Annotated in this window: 13 protein-coding genes; 4 read left to right on the top strand and 9 right to left on the bottom strand. The window is 59.0% G+C overall.

Annotation, left to right across the window (positions count from 1 at the left end; translation table 11 throughout):
* Window positions 1-10 precede the first annotated feature (10 nt).
* On the top strand, window positions 11-577 hold the full coding sequence (locus KGB25_RS04480) for a CsiV family protein (RefSeq protein WP_008028464.1): 567 nt from the start codon (window positions 11-13) through the stop codon (window positions 575-577).
* 11 nt (window positions 578-588) lie between these two features.
* The gene (locus tag KGB25_RS04485) at window positions 589-3,279 is read left to right on the top strand and encodes a DEAD/DEAH box helicase (RefSeq protein WP_192226293.1); all 2,691 of its coding nucleotides are present in this window, start codon (window positions 589-591) and stop codon (window positions 3,277-3,279) included.
* Between the two features lie 126 nt (window positions 3,280-3,405).
* On the opposite strand, the gene KGB25_RS04490 is transcribed toward KGB25_RS04485, so the two are convergent.
* From KGB25_RS04490 to KGB25_RS04500, 3 genes are all read right to left on the bottom strand, one after another.
* A complete protein-coding gene (locus tag KGB25_RS04490) occupies window positions 3,406-4,143 on the bottom strand; it encodes an S-methyl-5'-thioinosine phosphorylase (RefSeq protein ID WP_008028469.1) in 738 nt (245 codons plus the stop codon).
* A gap of 12 nt (window positions 4,144-4,155) precedes the next feature.
* Window positions 4,156-5,166 carry a beta-N-acetylhexosaminidase gene (nagZ, locus tag KGB25_RS04495; RefSeq protein ID WP_008028471.1) on the bottom strand — a complete coding sequence of 337 codons (1,011 nt, stop codon included), beginning with the start codon at window positions 5,164-5,166 and terminating at the stop codon, window positions 4,156-4,158.
* A 158-nt stretch (window positions 5,167-5,324) separates the two neighbouring features.
* Complete coding sequence (locus KGB25_RS04500; RefSeq protein ID WP_008037709.1) at window positions 5,325-6,032, bottom strand: TetR/AcrR family transcriptional regulator; 708 nt, start codon at window positions 6,030-6,032, stop codon at window positions 5,325-5,327.
* A 229-nt stretch (window positions 6,033-6,261) separates the two neighbouring features.
* Here KGB25_RS04500 and lexA point away from each other — a divergent pair, with 229 nt between their 5' ends.
* Window positions 6,262-6,870: a transcriptional repressor LexA gene (gene lexA / locus KGB25_RS04505; RefSeq protein ID WP_007944149.1), complete on the top strand. Its 609-nt coding sequence runs from the start codon at window positions 6,262-6,264 to the stop codon at window positions 6,868-6,870.
* Window positions 6,871-6,880: 10 nt separating this feature from the next.
* Entirely contained in the window at window positions 6,881-7,354 is a 474-nt protein-coding gene (gene sulA, locus KGB25_RS04510) for an SOS-induced cell division inhibitor SulA (protein WP_008028477.1), read from the top strand.
* An 86-nt stretch (window positions 7,355-7,440) separates the two neighbouring features.
* Here sulA and KGB25_RS04515 read toward each other — a convergent pair whose 3' ends face one another.
* From KGB25_RS04515 to fadB, 6 genes are all read right to left on the bottom strand, one after another.
* Window positions 7,441-7,674 (bottom strand): hypothetical protein, encoded by a 234-nt coding sequence (locus KGB25_RS04515; protein ID WP_008028479.1) that lies wholly within the window; start codon window positions 7,672-7,674, stop codon window positions 7,441-7,443.
* Between the two features lie 154 nt (window positions 7,675-7,828).
* On the bottom strand, window positions 7,829-8,353 hold the full coding sequence (locus KGB25_RS04520; RefSeq protein WP_008028481.1) for a DUF6586 family protein: 525 nt from the start codon (window positions 8,351-8,353) through the stop codon (window positions 7,829-7,831).
* A 141-nt stretch (window positions 8,354-8,494) separates the two neighbouring features.
* Entirely contained in the window at window positions 8,495-11,122 is a 2,628-nt protein-coding gene (gene topA, locus KGB25_RS04525; protein ID WP_008037710.1) for a type I DNA topoisomerase, read from the bottom strand.
* Window positions 11,123-11,236: 114 nt separating this feature from the next.
* On the bottom strand, window positions 11,237-11,473 hold the full coding sequence (locus KGB25_RS04530; protein WP_223434360.1) for a DUF1653 domain-containing protein: 237 nt from the start codon (window positions 11,471-11,473) through the stop codon (window positions 11,237-11,239).
* A 98-nt stretch (window positions 11,474-11,571) separates the two neighbouring features.
* Window positions 11,572-12,747, bottom strand: a complete 1,176-nt coding sequence (gene fadA / locus KGB25_RS04535) for an acetyl-CoA C-acyltransferase FadA (protein WP_008037712.1) — start codon at window positions 12,745-12,747, stop codon at window positions 11,572-11,574.
* 32 nt (window positions 12,748-12,779) lie between these two features.
* A complete protein-coding gene (fadB, locus tag KGB25_RS04540) occupies window positions 12,780-14,927 on the bottom strand; it encodes a fatty acid oxidation complex subunit alpha FadB (RefSeq protein ID WP_008037714.1) in 2,148 nt (715 codons plus the stop codon).
* Window positions 14,928-15,235 lie beyond the last annotated feature (308 nt).

Here is a 15,235-nt window from a genome sequence, read left to right on the forward strand (position 1 = left end):
AGGACGCCGCATGCGCCTGTTTCGTTTACTGACTTTGCTGACCACCCTGGTCGCCCCAACGGCGTTTGCCGATGACCTGTATCAGATCGAAATGATTCTGGTCCGGCAAAACGCCGTGCCCGCCATCGTCAGCCGCGCCGCGCCGGAAGACTGGGCCGCCGGCGCCCAGCAAATCCGCCCCGAGAGCCTGCGTACGCCGAGCCTGAATGGCGAAGTGGAAAAACTCACCGCCAGCAATGAATACACGGTGTTGCTGCACAAGGCCTGGCAGCAAAATCTCGGCGAAGAAGCCAGCAAAGTTGCGGTCAGCGACGGCAAGGAACAGTTCGGCCAATTCCCGATCGAGGGCACGCTGAACCTGAAACTGGGGCGTTTCACCGACGTGGACGCCGACTTCTGGGTCAACCAGATCGACGCCAACGGCATGGTGACCGCCAGCGAACGCCTCAAACAAGAAAGCCACACCAAGAACGGCCAGTTGAACTTCCTCGACAACGGTCACCTCGGCCTGCTGATCAAGATCACCTCGCTCACCGCCCCTGCGCCTCGGCCAGTCCCCGAACAAATTCCGGACTGATTGAAGTCCCTATGCCCGCGACCCTGAGCAAACCCCTGGCACCTTCATGGGTCAGTCGATTCAAGGAACAAAGCCTGGAGCGCGGCCGCCGCTATGCGCTGGAGAACCGCGTCAGGATCGTGGAAGTCGGCGACGCAACCATTACTGCCGCGTGCGAAGGTTCTGGCGGTAACGTTTACCGTCAGACCATTCGCCTGCGCGAGTCAGCCAAAAGCACGCTGCTGATGGTCGATGCCACGTGTACATGCCCGGTCCGCAGCAACTGCAAACATTGCGCAGCCGTGCTGTTGAAGGTGCAGGAAACCCTCGCCTACCCCGCCGCCGCACAAGACGCCGAATTGCTGGAAAAACTTCAGGCCGTACTGGAAAACCGCAGCCCGAAAGCACCGCCGCAAGTGCTGGTGGACAACGTGCAACCGGTGCCGCGCCTGTGGCTGGCAAGCATTGAGTTCAGCGCCTTCGAGCCGCGCAACGGCAAGATGCAGCGTTACATCCAGCATCGTGCTGCGTTGTCCTTCAGCTATCTGGATGAATACGTTTGCGGGCAGAAAAACGCCGACATCCTGATACGTCAGGAGGCGCAGACATTACGGATAAAACGCCACCCGGAAGTCGAACAGGCCTACAGGGAACAGTTACGAATCCTCGGCTTCAAGATCGCCACCCGGCAAAGTAAAGCGCTGCCGGAAAGTGCCGGCGAACTCTATGAAATGGTCAATGACAGTGCCTGGCTGACCTTCACGCTCAATGAGTTGCCGAAGCTGCGCACCCAAGGCTGGGAGTTGCAGATCGACGAGGATTTCGGTTTCGACCTGACCGCCGTGGACGACTGGTACGCCACCGTCGAACAGGCGCCGGAGCGCGACTGGTTTGATCTCGAACTGGGGATCATCGTCAATGGTGAGCGGCTGAGTCTGCTGCCCATCCTGTTGAACCTGATGCGCTCCCACACCGAGATCCTCAACCCGGAACGCCTCGCACGGCGTCGCGACGATGAATTGATTTTGGTGAACATCCCCCATCGCCCGAACTCCGAGCATGGGCCGTTGCAAGTCGCCCTGCCCTTTGGCCGATTGAAACCGGTGCTGGCGACCCTCGGCGAATTCTATCTGCAAGAGCCCGGCGAAACCACGCTGCGCCTGAGCAAGGCCGACGCGACGCGCCTGAATCCGCTGGAAGACCTGCCGCTGCTCTGGGAAGGTGGCGAACAGATGCGCAGCTTTGCCCAGCGTCTGCGGGACATCAAGGACTACACCGCGACAGCACCGGAAGGCTTGAACGCGACCTTGCGTCCCTATCAGCTGGAAGGCTTGAGCTGGATGCAGTCGCTGCGGCAACTGGAGGTTGGCGGGATTCTCGCGGATGACATGGGCCTGGGCAAAACCCTACAAACCCTGGCGCATGTTCTCAGTGAGAAAAACGCCGGGCGCCTCGATCGGCCGTGCATGGTGGTGATGCCCACCAGCCTGATTCCCAACTGGCTCGACGAAGCGGCGCACTTCACGCCGCAACTGAAGGTGCTGGCACTGTACGGCGCCAGTCGTAAAAAGCATTTCGACAGTCTGGCCGATTACGACCTGATCCTGACCACCTACGCACTGCTGCCCAAGGACGTCGAACGCCTGGCCGCACAACCGCTGCACGTGTTGGTGCTGGACGAAGCGCAATACATCAAGAACCCCAACAGCAAAGCCGCCCACGCCGCACGCGAGCTGAATGCACGCCAGCGTTTGTGCCTGAGCGGTACGCCACTGGAAAACCACCTGGGTGAGCTGTGGTCGCTGTTTCACTTCCTGCTGCCCGGCTGGCTCGGCGACGTGAAAAGTTTCAACCGTGATTACCGCGTGCCGATTGAAAAGCGCGCCAGCGAAGTACGACTTCAACACCTCAACGGCAGGATCAAACCGTTCCTGCTGCGCAGGACAAAAGAGCAGGTAGCGACGGAATTGCCGCCGAAAACTGAGATCATCCATTGGGTCGAACTCAACGAAGCCCAGCGCGATGTGTACGAAACCATGCGCTTGGCGATGGACAAGAAAGTCCGCGACGAAATCACCCGCAAAGGCGTGGCACGCAGCCAGATCATCATCCTTGAGGCGTTGCTGAAGCTGCGTCAGGTCTGCTGCGACTTGCGCCTGGTCAACGACGCGGCCCTGCCGACGCGCGGAAGCACCTCGGGCAAGCTCGACAGCCTGATGGAAATGCTTGAGGAGTTGTTCGAGGAAGGCCGACGGATTTTGCTGTTTTCGCAGTTCACTTCGATGCTGGCGTTAATCGAGGTCGAACTGAAGAAGCGCGGCGTGGAGTATGCGTTGCTGACCGGCCAGACTCGCGACCGACGCTCCCCGGTGAAAGACTTCCAGAGCGGCAAGCGTCAGATCTTTCTGATCAGCTTGAAGGCAGGCGGTGTTGGCTTGAACCTGACGGAAGCGGACACGGTGATTCACTACGACCCGTGGTGGAACCCGGCGACGGAAAACCAGGCAACTGACCGCGCGTATCGCATCGGCCAGGAGAAACCGGTGTTCGTTTACAAGATGATTGCCCGGGGCACGGTGGAAGAGAAAATTCAGCACCTGCAGAAGGAAAAATCCGACTTGGCAGCAGGCGTGCTGGATGGGCGCAAGGCTGGGGACTGGAAGTTGCAGAGTGATGATATTGAGGCGTTGTTTGCGCCGCTGCCGGAGAAAATCGATAAGTAGTGGTGGCAGTTAAATCGCTATCGCTGGCAAGCCAGCTCCTACAAGGGATAACTCGATACCTGTAGGAGCGAGCGGTGCGGCGACCCGACTTGCCCGCGAAGGGAGCGACTCGACCTAAAGGCTATCTCAGCCCTTCAACACCCGCGCCAACGTCGACTTCACCTTGCCCATTCCGTCATGCAACGCCTGCTCGATCTCGGCCATGGTAATCACAGCCGTCGACTTGCCCGCCGCCGGGTTCACCACCAGCGCCAGGCACGCGTAATCCAGCTCCAGCTCACGCGCCAATGCCGCTTCCGGCATGCCGGTCATGCCGACGATGTCGCAACCGTCACGCTCCAGTCGCGCAATTTCCGCCACCGTTTCCAGACGCGGTCCCTGCGTGCAGGCATACACGCCATGACTGCTGTAACCAACGCCTTCAGCCGCCAATGCCGCGATCAATTGCTCGCGCAGCGGTTCGCTGTAGGGATAGCTGAAGTCGATGTGGGTGACCTGTTCCAGGTCATCGGCAAAATAGGTGTGTTCGCGACCGCTGGTGTAATCGATCAGTTGATGCGGCACGCAGAAATGCCCGGTGCCCATCGCAGCATGAATTCCGCCGACAGCGTTGACCGCAAGAATCGCTTCGGCGCCAGCCTGCTTTAGCGCCCAGAGGTTGGCGCGGTAGTTCACCTGATGCGGCGGAAAACGGTGCGGGTGACCATGACGCGCGAGGAACAGCACTTCCTTGCCGGCGTACTCACCGATCTGCACCTCGGCCGAAGGCGTGCCGTAAGGGGTGTCCACCGCCAGTGACTGACGAATGCTCAGGCCTTCCAGTTGAGTCAGGCCGGTGCCACCGATAATCGCGTAAACCGTCATAACGTAAAGTCCTTATTCAATCAGTTGAGCGTCTTTGAGCGCACCAATGGCCGTCAGCCAGCGCGGGTCTTGACGGTATTCAGTGCTGGCATACGACTGGCCGCGCATCCGCGCAATGCGCTCGGACGGCTTGACCTTCAGACGCTGGGCGGCACTCAGCGCGAGCTCCGCAGCGGCGCGGTCGTTGCACACCAGGCCCATGTCGCAACCAGCGCTCAGCGCGGCTTCGATACGGCTGGCAGCATCGCCGACCACGTGAGCGCCGGCCATCGACAGGTCGTCGCTGAAGATCACGCCGTCGAACTGCAACTCGCCGCGCAGGATGTCCTGCAACCAGCGGCGGGAGAAGCCGGCCGGCTGGGAATCGACTTGTGGATAAATGACATGGGCCGGCATGACGGCGGCCAGTTGCTTGCTCAATTTGGCAAACGGCACCAGGTCGTTGGCGCGGATCTCGTCGAGGCTGCGCTCGTCATTCGGGATCGCGACGTGGGAATCGGCCTCCGCCCAGCCGTGGCCGGGGAAGTGTTTACCGGTGGCGGCCATGCCGGCGCTGTTCATGCCACGGATAAATGCACCTGCCAGCAGCGCGGCGCGTTCCGGGTCACCTTCGAACGAACGGGTACCGACCACGGCGCTGCGCTGGTAATCCAGGTCCAGCACCGGGGCAAAGCTCAGGTCGAGGCCGACGGCCAACACTTCGGTCGCCATGATCCAGCCGCACTGCTCGGCCAGGTATTCGGCGTTCGGGTTGTCGGCAATGGCGCGCATGGCCGGCAGTCGCACGAAGCCCTGGCGCAGGCGCTGCACCCGCCCGCCCTCCTGATCCACTGCCAGCAGCAGATCAGGTCGAACGGCGCGGATGGCGGCGCTCAGTTCACGCACCTGGCGCGGGTGTTCGATGTTGCGGGCAAAAATGATCAGGCCGCCCACTTCCGGTTGGCGTAACAATTGGCGATCTTCAGCCGTCAGCCAGGTACCGGCGACGTCCACCATCAACGAGCCTTGCAGGCCAGCAGTCATAGAGATTCCTTGATAACGATAAACCCGGCTCGCACGCGTTCGCCGCCGTGGGCTTTGCCCGGCAGGTCGGCGACATCAATGGGGAGCGGGTTCAGAACGAGAGTCGGCATGGGCGGCTAGCTTAGCGGATGTCAGCTGCCGCGCCCACCCGTGCGCGGTTAAACCTTGGCGGCAACCTGTGTCGATTTGCTGCGCGGACGCAATTGCGCAGTGGCCATGGCCGAGTCGGTCACGCCGGTTTCGGCGCGCATGCCTGCAGCCAGGAACGGCACCATCAGGCGCATCACTTGCTCAATGGAGGTGTTGACGCCGAAATCGGTCTCGGCAATCGCGCGCAAGGCCTTGATACCGGACATGCTGAACGCCGCAGCACCCAGCATGAAGTGCACGCGCCAGAACAGCTCGATCGGTGGAATGCGTGGCGCGGCTTCGTTGACCAGCATCATGTAGCGACGGAATACCTTGCCGTACATGTCTTCCAGATAACGACGCAGGTGACCCTGGCTCTGACTGAACGCCAGCCCCAGCAAACGCATGAAAATCGAGAGATCGTTGCCGCTGCGTGGCTGTACCACCAGGGCTTGCTCGACGAGGATTTCGAGCAGTTCTTCAAGTGTCGGTTTGTTCTCGGGCTTGGCCTGACGCCGCTCCAGCTCTTTATCAAGGCTTAAACAGAACGGCCCGAGAAAGCGCGAGAAGACGGCTTGAATCAGCGCCTTCTTCGACCCGAAGTGATAGTTCACCGCCGCCAGATTGACACCGGCCTTGCTGGTGATCAGACGCAACGAGGTTTCTGCGAAACCTTTTTCCGCGAACAACTGCTCGGCAGCATCAAGAATGCGTTCAACGGTTTCCGACTGGGCCATGGCTACTCCGCCTGACAAACACTTGTTTGAAACATACGTTTCAGTCCAGGCCTTGTCAAGTCTGGCGGTTCGTTTTGGGAATGGCCGGTCAGCTATTTAACCATACAACGACGACGCTTTAATCAGCCGGCTGATCGACCGTCTGGCGGCCGGTAAAAAAAGGGGCATTGCCAAGTCGCTTTCACTGTATATAATCCCAGTCACTGTATAAAAAGACAGAGCGATCAATATGCTAAAGCTGACGCCACGCCAAGCCGAGATTCTGGCCTTCATCAAACGCTGCCTGGAAGACAACGGCTACCCGCCGACCCGCGCGGAAATCGCTCAGGAACTGGGTTTCAAGTCGCCCAACGCAGCGGAAGAACACCTCAAGGCGCTGGCTCGCAAGGGTGCGATCGAGATGACGCCGGGCGCATCCCGCGGCATTCGCATCCCTGGTTTCGAAGCCAAGGCCGACGAATCCACCCTGCCCATCATTGGCCGAGTGGCTGCCGGTGCACCGATCCTTGCCCAGCAGCACATCGAAGAATCCTGCAACATCAACCCTGCCTTTTTCCATCCTCGCGCTGACTATTTACTGCGCGTTCACGGCATGAGCATGAAGGACGTGGGCATTTTCGACGGCGACCTTCTGGCTGTCCATACCACCCGTGAGGCCCGCAACGGCCAGATCGTGGTGGCGCGGATCGGCGACGAAGTTACGGTTAAACGCTTCAAGCGTGACGGCAGCAAAGTCTGGCTGATTGCAGAAAACCCTGAATTCGCCCCTATCGAAGTGAACCTGAAAGATCAGGAACTGGTGATCGAAGGCTTGAGTGTCGGCGTCATTCGCCGCTAAAGGAGGCTTTATGCAGTTCCCACACACATCACAGCAAGCCCAACTGCCGTTGTTCGAGGCGTTCATGGTGCAGCCGATGGCACCGATTCTGAAGGATGTGGTCGAGTCGCCCTGGAGCGCCGAACCTGAAGTTTTCAGTGAGCTGTCATTGCGTGGTGCGGCCGGGAACTGCCTGAGCCTTCTAGCACCGATCCTCAGGGAACTGAGCGAGGATCAGGACGCGCGCTGGCTGACATTGATCGCCCCGCCGGCCAGCCTGACACAAACCTGGCTTCGAGACGCCGGCCTGAATCGTGAACGCATTCTATTGCTGCAACCGCGCGGCACCCAGAGCGCACAACAGCTGACCTGCGAAGCGTTGCGTCTGGGTCGCAGCCACACGGTCGTCAGCTGGCTCAATCCACTGAGCACCACTTCACGGCAACAGTTGATCAGCGCCGCCCGGACCGGGGACGCACAAAGTCTGAACATTCGATTGGGTTAAACGAAGCACGCACCGAACTGCGCGGGGCTTCTCCAAGGATAGAGAAGCCGGTCTGTAGCAGTATCAGGAAAAAGCGACGAACGGGATCAATGAAGGACCCGTGAGCTCTCATCCGTATTGAAATCACCTTCAACCAAGCGGCCAGCCATCTGAACGCCGACGCTCAACATCGCCTTGGCGACTTCCACGTGTTGGCCTTGCAGGAACGCTTTGGCATCCTCAGAGAAATCCAAAGTAACCAGAGAACCCTCGTCCTCGGCCCTGCGCAGCTCGATTCGGCCGTCTGGTAACTCGACAATTTCTAGAAAGGACGTTGGCATAAAGGTCTGTTCTCCACGAAAGGCGGCGATTATATAGGCATCGGACAGGCTTCGCTCAGGATCTTGACCAGATGCCATTACGAAGAGACATTTCTCACAGCACTCATCCCTGAAACGGACAGCCCGTCGGACCCTCCGTTAAACACTCAATCCTTCAGCACTCGTTCAACCCTTCGCGAAAACGAATCGCCAGGCCTTTCAGGTTCTGACGCCAGCTCTCCAACTCCTCCCGGCTCAGCTCTTCCGGCGAATCCTCTTCATCCAGATTAACGGCCAGGATCAGCGGCTGCGTCACGTCGCCCTTGGGTTTGTGCGGTGCACGCGGCGGCTGGAACAACGCAGCATGAGCCGACAGCAGCTTGGCCAGCCAGGTTTCCGGGTTTTGCGCCAACTCGACCATCTCGGCCATTTCGGGAATGGCAATGGCTTCCAGCACTTCCCGGGTCAGCAACATCTCCGCCCGAGGCGCATTGGCCTGAGGCAAGCGATAGAAACCGGCAATTTCATGGCACAGCCCCAGCAACGCACCGTACAAGTGAAACAACGCCGATTCGCGCCCGGCCTGAATCAGCGCCAGGGAGTTCATCGCCCGCCCCTCTTCTGCCTTGGCAAGCGCTTCCAGCGACAGGCCGGCGAAATAAATCTTCTGATTGGTACGGGTATAGAGTTCGTGGGCCATGACGGCAGCCTCCACAACGAAATAATTGCTTCACGCAGGTCAGACAGTGTCGTGGATCACCCAAGCACACCGCAAGCCCCAAACAAAAAGGCCGCATGAAAACCCGAGGGTTGTCATGCGGCCTTTCAAGTACAGCGCCGTTTAAGCTTTGGCTGCTGGGCGCTTGTCTTCAACCGTCCACTTGCCGCCGTCGTAATACGCTTTCCAGCCAGTCGGCTTACCGTCGACTTCCGTCTGCACGTACTGCTCTTTGGTCTTGCGGCTGTAACGGATCACGGCAGGGAGACCGTCCGGGTCCTTTTTCGGCGCTTCACAGAGGAAGTGGTACTTCGGATCGATCTCATCCTTGTGCGGGATGATTTCCATGACCAGCGGCGCACGGGTCTCGCGGTTTTTCGGGAACTGGCTGGCGGCCAGGAACAGACCGGAAGCCCCGTCGCGCAGGATATAAGTGTCGTTGACCTTTTCGCATTTCAGCTCAGGCATCTTCACCGGATCCATCTTCGGCGGTGCAGCATCGCCGCTTTTCAGCAGTTTGCGGGTGTTCTTGCACGTTGCGTTGGTGCAACCGAAGAACTTGCCGAAACGGCCCGTCTTGAGCTGCATCTCGCTGCCACACTTGTCGCATTCCAGGCTCGGACCTTCGTAGCCCTTGATGCGATAGGTGCCCTCTTCGATTTCGTAGCCGTCGCAATCCGGGTTGTTGCCGCAGATGTGCAGCTTGCGCTTCTCGTCGAGCAGGTAAGCGTCCATCGCCGTGCTGCAGATCGGGCAACGATGCTTGCCACGCAGCACCAGCGATTCCGATTCACCCTCGTCGTCCGCGGCGATTTCATCACCCGGCACCAGGTTGACGGTGGCCTTGCAGCGCTCTTTCGGCGGCAGGCTGTAACCCGAGCAACCGAGGAAAACGCCGGTCGATGCGGTACGGATCTGCATCGGACGGCCACAGGTCAGGCACGGAATGTCGGTCATTACCGGCTGGTTGGCACGCATGCCGCTTTCCGGGCTTTCGGCCACTTCGAGCTTCTTCTTGAAGTCGCCGTAGAACTCGTCCAGCACGTTTTTCCAGTCGCGCTCGCCCTGGGCCACGTCATCGAGATTCTCTTCCATGCCGGCGGTGAAGCCGTAGTCCATAAGATTGGAGAAGCTCTCGGACAGGCGCTCGGTGACGATGTCACCCATCTTTTCCGAGTAGAAACGACGGTTGTGCAGCGCTACATAACCACGGTCCTGGATGGTCGAAATGATCGCCGCGTAGGTCGAAGGACGACCGATACCGCGTTTTTCCATTTCTTTCACCAGGCTCGCTTCCGAGTAACGCGCCGGCGGCTTGGTGAAGTGCTGGGTCGGATCAAGCTTGATCAGCTTCATCGCGTCGCCCTGGGCCATGTCCGGCAGCACGTCGTCATCGCCAGGCTTGGCGATTTGCGGCATGACGCGGGTGTAACCGTCGAACTTGAGGATACGGCCCTTGGCGCGCAGCTCGAAATCGCCGGCACCGACAGTGACCGTGGTCGACAGGTATTGCGCCGGCAGCATCTGGCAGGCGAGGAACTGGCGCCAGATCAGCTCGTAAAGCCGCTCTGCATCACGCTCCATGCCCGACAGCTTGCTTGGCTCGGTGTTGGCGTCAGACGGACGAATCGCTTCGTGAGCCTCTTGTGCGCCTTCCTTGCTGCTGTAGACGTTCGGGGTTTCCGGCAGGTACTTCTTGCCGAATTCGCCTTCAATATACGTACGCGCCATCGTCACGGCATCGGCCGAGAGGTTGGTGGAGTCGGTACGCATATAAGTGATGTAGCCGGCTTCGTACAAGCGCTGGGCCATCATCATGGTTTTCTTCACGCCGAAGCCCAGGCGGTTGCTCGCAGCCTGCTGCAGGGTGGACGTGATGAACGGTGCCGACGGCTTGCTGCTGGTCGGTTTGTCTTCGCGCTTGACGATGCTGTAGCTGGAAGCCTTGAGCTTTTCCAGCGCGGCCATGGCCTGGGCTTCGTTCAGCGGCTTGAACGCTTCGCCCTTCTCGCGAGCGACGTCGAAACGCACGGTAGCGCCCTTGGCGGTGCCGAGGTCAGCGTGGACTTCCCAGTACTCTTCCGGGATGAACGCGCGGATTTCACGCTCACGCTCCACCACCAGCTTCACGGCAACCGATTGCACGCGACCGGCGGACAGGCCACGGGCGATCTTGGCCCACAGCAGCGGCGAAACCATGTAACCCACCACGCGGTCGAGGAAACGACGCGCCTGCTGGGCGTTGACACGGTCGATGTCCAGCTCGCCTGGTTTGGAGAAGGCTTCCTGAATCGCTTTCTTGGTGATTTCGTTGAACACCACGCGCTTGTAGCGGCTGTCGTCACCACCGATGGCTTCGCGCAGGTGCCAGGCAATGGCTTCCCCCTCGCGATCCAAGTCGGTTGCGAGATAGATGGTGTCAGCATCCTTGGCGAGCCGGCGCAGCTCTTCGATAACCTTTTCCTTGCCCGGGAGGATCTCGTACTTGGCTTTCCAGCCATGATCGGGATCGACACCCATGCGCGAGACCAGCTGCTTGCGCGCTTTCTCTTTAGGCGAGAGCACCGGACCTTCACCCGCAGCGGCTTTGCCGCGCTTGGCGGCTGGCTCTTTGCTGGCGCTAGCCGAACCGCTGGTGGGCAGGTCTCGGATATGGCCGATACTCGACTTCACCACGTATTGGTTACCCAGATACTTGTTGATGGTCTTGGCCTTAGCCGGGGATTCCACAATGACCAGCGATTTGCCCATGGATCAGAAAATTCCTGAATTCTAGAAGTGAAAGGCGGTTGGCGCCTGACGCGGCACCGCTATATATAGTGGCTACAAGGTGAGGTCAAGCGCAGGGTTCTGCGCGCTCTCAGCTTATGGCGTGGTAAAAAGGCTCGGTTCGGCTTGCACCAAAGCAAAGCGTGGCACCTGTTCACCGTCAACCTCGACCGACTCCAGGAACATGCTCAAGGGGCGCACCCAAAAGCCGTAATCGCCATACAGGGCTTGGTAGAAGACCACTTCTTCTTCCGTTTCCGAATGCCGCGCAATACTGAATACGCGGTACTGCGGACCTTTGTAATGTTGGTAGAGCCCAGGTTGTATCGGCATGGTTTGGCCCTCACTCAAATTTTTTCAAAATAAAAACAAAATAAATCCGGAAAAACAAAAACCGGGGCACTTGGCCCCGGCTTCCGTCAACGGAACGCTTAAACGCGTTCGAAGACGGTGGAGATGCCTTGGCCGAGACCAATGCACATGGTGGCTACCCCGAAGGTGCCGCCATTTTGCTTCATCACGTTCAGCAAAGTGCCGGAGATACGCGCACCGGAGCAACCGAACGGGTGACCCAGGGCGATCGCGCCGCCGTGCAGGTTAACCTTCTCGTTCATCTTGTCGAGCACTTTCAGATCTTTCAGCACTGGCAGGGCCTGTGCAGCGAAAGCTTCGTTGAGCTCGAAGAAGTCGATATCGTTGATGCCAAGGCCCGCGCGCTTCAGTGCTTTCTGTGTTGCCGGTACTGGACCATAGCCCATGATTGCCGGATCCACACCTGCCACTGCCATCGAACGAATCACCGCCAGAGGCTGGATACCCAGATCCTGTGCACGCTGCGCCGACATCACGATCATGCACGAAGCACCATCGGTGATTTGCGACGAAGTACCGGCTGTCACGGTGCCACCCTTCGGGTTAAACGCTGGCTTCAACGCCGCCAGGCTTTCCAGGGTAGTTTCCGGACGAATGGTTTCGTCGTAGTCGAACAGTTTCAGGAAACCGTTCTCGTCGTAGCCCTGCATCGGGATGATTTCGTCTTTGAACTTGCCTTCCACAGTCGCCTTGTGGGCGAGCTGGTGGGAGCGCACGCCGAAAGCGTCCTGCTGTTCGCGAGTGATGCCGTGCATTTTGCCCAGCATTTCAGCGGTCAGGCCCATCATGCCCGAGGCTTTCGCCGCGTGCAGAGACATGTGCGGGTTCGGATCGACACCGTGCATCATGCTCACGTGGCCCATATGCTCGACGCCGCCGACGACGAATACGTCACCGTTGCCGGTCATGATCGCTTGCGCAGCAGTGTGCAGAGCGCTCATCGACGAGCCGCACAGACGGCTGACGGTCTGGCCGGCAGCGGTGTGCGGGATCTGAGTCATCAGCGACGCCATGCGAGCGATGTTCCAGCCCTGCTCCAGGGTCTGGTTCACACAGCCCCAGATCACGTCTTCGACTTCGTTCGGGTCGACCTTGACGTTGCGTTCCAGCAATTTGCTGATCAGGTGTGCCGACATATCTTCAGCACGGGTGTTGCGGTGCATGCCGCCCTTGGAGCGGCCCATCGGAGTACGACCGAAGTCGACAATCACGACGTCTCTTGGATTCAAGCTCATAAAATTTCACTCTCGCTCAAAAGTTGGGACGCTTAACCGAAGAACCGTTGGCCGGTTTTGGCCATTTCACGCAGTTTTGCGGTCGGGTGGTACAGCGCGCCCAAATCAGCGTACTGGTCAGCCAGGGCAACGAACTCGGCAACACCGATCGAATCGATGTAGCGCAGCGCACCGCCACGGAATGGAGGGAAACCAATACCGTAGACCAGACCCATGTCGGCTTCGGCAGCGGTTTCGACGATGCCGTCTTCCAGGCAACGCACGGTTTCCAGGCACAGCGGGATCATCATCCAGTTGATGATGTCTTCGTCAGTCACTTCGCGCTGTTCAAAGACGATTGGCTTGAGCACTTCCAGTACCGACGGGTCGGCGACTTTCTTCTGCTTGCCCTTCTTGTCGGTCTCGTAGGCATAGAAGCCCTTGCCATTCTTCTGGCCCAGGCGCTTGGCTTCGTAGAGCACGTCGACAGCCGAACGGCGGTCGTCTTTCATGCGGTCCGGGAAGCCTTCAGCCATTACGTCGCGACCGTGGTGGCCGGTGTCGATGCCGACCACGTCCATCAGGTACGCCGGGCCCATCGGCCAGCCGAATTTTTCCATGACCTTGTCGATACGGACGAAGTCCACACCGGCGCTGACCAGCTTGGCGAAGCCGCCGAAGTACGGGAACAGGACGCGGTTGACCAGGAAGCCCGGGCAGTCGTTGACGACGATCGGGTTCTTGCCCATTTTCTTGGCGTAGGCAACGGTAGTGGCAACGGCCAGCTCGCTGGACTTCTCGCCACGAATCACTTCAACCAGCGGCATCATGTGCACCGGGTTGAAGAAGTGCATGCCGACGAAGTTTTCCGGACGCTTGAGGGCTTTGGCCAGCAAGGTGATGGAAATGGTCGAGGTGTTGGACGCGAGGATGGTGTCCTCTTTGACCTTGTCTTCCACTTCAGCCAGCACAGCCTGCTTGACCTTAGGGTTCTCGACGACCGCTTCAACCACCAGGTCAACGTGACCGAAGTCGCCGTAGGACAGGGTCGGACGAATGCCGTTGAGCACTTCGGCCATTTTCGCCGCGGTCATGCGACCTTTATCAACGCGACCGACCAGCAGCTTGGCGGCTTCAGCCAGGCCTTGCTCGATGCCGTGCTCGTTGATGTCTTTCATCAGGATCGGCGTGCCTTTGGAGGCCGACTGATAAGCGATACCGCCACCCATGATGCCAGCGCCCAATACGGCAGCCTGCTTCACGTCTTTGGCGATTTCGTCGTAGGCCTTGGCCTTTTTCTTCAGTTCCTGGTCGTTCAGGAACAGACCGATCAAGCTCTGCGCGGCAGAGGTCTTGGCCAGTTTGACGAAACCGGCGGCTTCGACTTCCAGCGCTTTGTCGCGACCGAAGTTCGCAGCTTTCTGGATGGTCTTGATCGCTTCGACCGGTGCCGGGTAGTTCGGGCCAGCCTGGCCTGCCACGAAACCTTTGGCGGTTTCGAAAGCCATCATTTGTTCGATGGCGTTCAGCTTGAGTTTCTCAAGCTTCGGTTGACGCTTGGCCTTGTAGTCGAACTCGCCGGAGATGGCGCGTTTGATCAGTTCCAGAGCGGCTTCCTGCAGTTTCCCAGGCTCAACCACTGCATCGACTGCGCCGACTTTCAGCGCGTCTTCAGCACGGTTTTCCTTACCGGCGGCAATCCACTCGATGGCGTTGTCGGCACCGATCAGGCGCGGCAGGCGCACAGTGCCGCCAAAACCTGGGTAGATGCCCAGTTTGACTTCCGGCAGACCGATCTTGGCCGTGACGGACATGACGCGGTAGTCCGCCGCCAGGCACATTTCCAGACCGCCACCCAGGGCGATGCCGTTGATCGCGGCGACAGTCGGGACGTTGAGGTCTTCGAAATCGCTGAAAATCTTGTTGGCTTCGAGGTTGCCAGCGACAAGCTCTGCATCCGGCAGCTTGAAGTTCTCGACAAATTCGGTGATGTCGGCGCCGACGATGAACACGTCCTTGCCGCTGCTGACGATCACACCCTTGATCGAAGCATCTGCCTTGATGGTGTCTACGGCCTGACGCAGTTCGTTCAGGGTTAGACGGTTGAACTTGTTGACGGACTCACCCTTGAGGTCGAATTTCAATTCGACGATGCCACTTTCAAGAGCCTTAACCGTGATGGCTTTACCTTCGTAAATCATCAACTGATCTCCACGATATGGAAGCTGAACAGTACACGTCGGAAGCAGGCGAATGGCTTGGCAGTGACGTTTATCGTCGATGCTACGCCAATCCACCCGGCACACCCGCCAACGCGATAGTCGGGATTCTGTAGGAGCGATCTGAAATACAAACGCTCAATTCATACGCCCGTTTGATTTGGGTACGTCACCTTCACGGAATTTCCGACAATTGTCAATCGCCCAAAACACGGGTTGAAACGCGACTTTCCGGTCATTTCCGTAACACGAAGACCTGCAACACCCGGCTGCATGTGAGGCCATTCATA

Source organism: Pseudomonas sp. BF-RE-21 (assembly GCF_019947305.1).
Lineage (GTDB): Bacteria > Pseudomonadota > Gammaproteobacteria > Pseudomonadales > Pseudomonadaceae > Aquipseudomonas > Aquipseudomonas migulae.

Excerpts from the sequence above, each read along its gene's own strand:
- fadA (WP_008037712.1), bottom strand. The coding sequence starts at position 12,747 with ATGAGCTTGAATCCAAGAGACGTCGTGATTGTCGACTTCGGTCGTACT.
- KGB25_RS04480 (WP_008028464.1), top strand. The coding sequence starts at position 11 with ATGCGCCTGTTTCGTTTACTGACTTTGCTGACCACCCTGGTCGCCCCA.
- KGB25_RS04515 (WP_008028479.1), bottom strand. The coding sequence starts at position 7,674 with ATGCCAACGTCCTTTCTAGAAATTGTCGAGTTACCAGACGGCCGAATC.
- KGB25_RS04500 (WP_008037709.1), bottom strand. The coding sequence starts at position 6,032 with ATGGCCCAGTCGGAAACCGTTGAACGCATTCTTGATGCTGCCGAGCAG.
- topA (WP_008037710.1), bottom strand. The coding sequence starts at position 11,122 with ATGGGCAAATCGCTGGTCATTGTGGAATCCCCGGCTAAGGCCAAGACC.
- fadB (WP_008037714.1), bottom strand. The coding sequence starts at position 14,927 with ATGATTTACGAAGGTAAAGCCATCACGGTTAAGGCTCTTGAAAGTGGC.
- KGB25_RS04490 (WP_008028469.1), bottom strand. The coding sequence starts at position 4,143 with ATGACGGTTTACGCGATTATCGGTGGCACCGGCCTGACTCAACTGGAA.
- lexA (WP_007944149.1), top strand. The coding sequence starts at position 6,262 with ATGCTAAAGCTGACGCCACGCCAAGCCGAGATTCTGGCCTTCATCAAA.
- KGB25_RS04520 (WP_008028481.1), bottom strand. The coding sequence starts at position 8,353 with ATGGCCCACGAACTCTATACCCGTACCAATCAGAAGATTTATTTCGCC.
- KGB25_RS04530 (WP_223434360.1), bottom strand. The coding sequence starts at position 11,473 with ATGCCGATACAACCTGGGCTCTACCAACATTACAAAGGTCCGCAGTAC.
- nagZ (WP_008028471.1), bottom strand. The coding sequence starts at position 5,166 with ATGACTGCTGGCCTGCAAGGCTCGTTGATGGTGGACGTCGCCGGTACC.
- KGB25_RS04485 (WP_192226293.1), top strand. The coding sequence starts at position 589 with ATGCCCGCGACCCTGAGCAAACCCCTGGCACCTTCATGGGTCAGTCGA.
- sulA (WP_008028477.1), top strand. The coding sequence starts at position 6,881 with ATGCAGTTCCCACACACATCACAGCAAGCCCAACTGCCGTTGTTCGAG.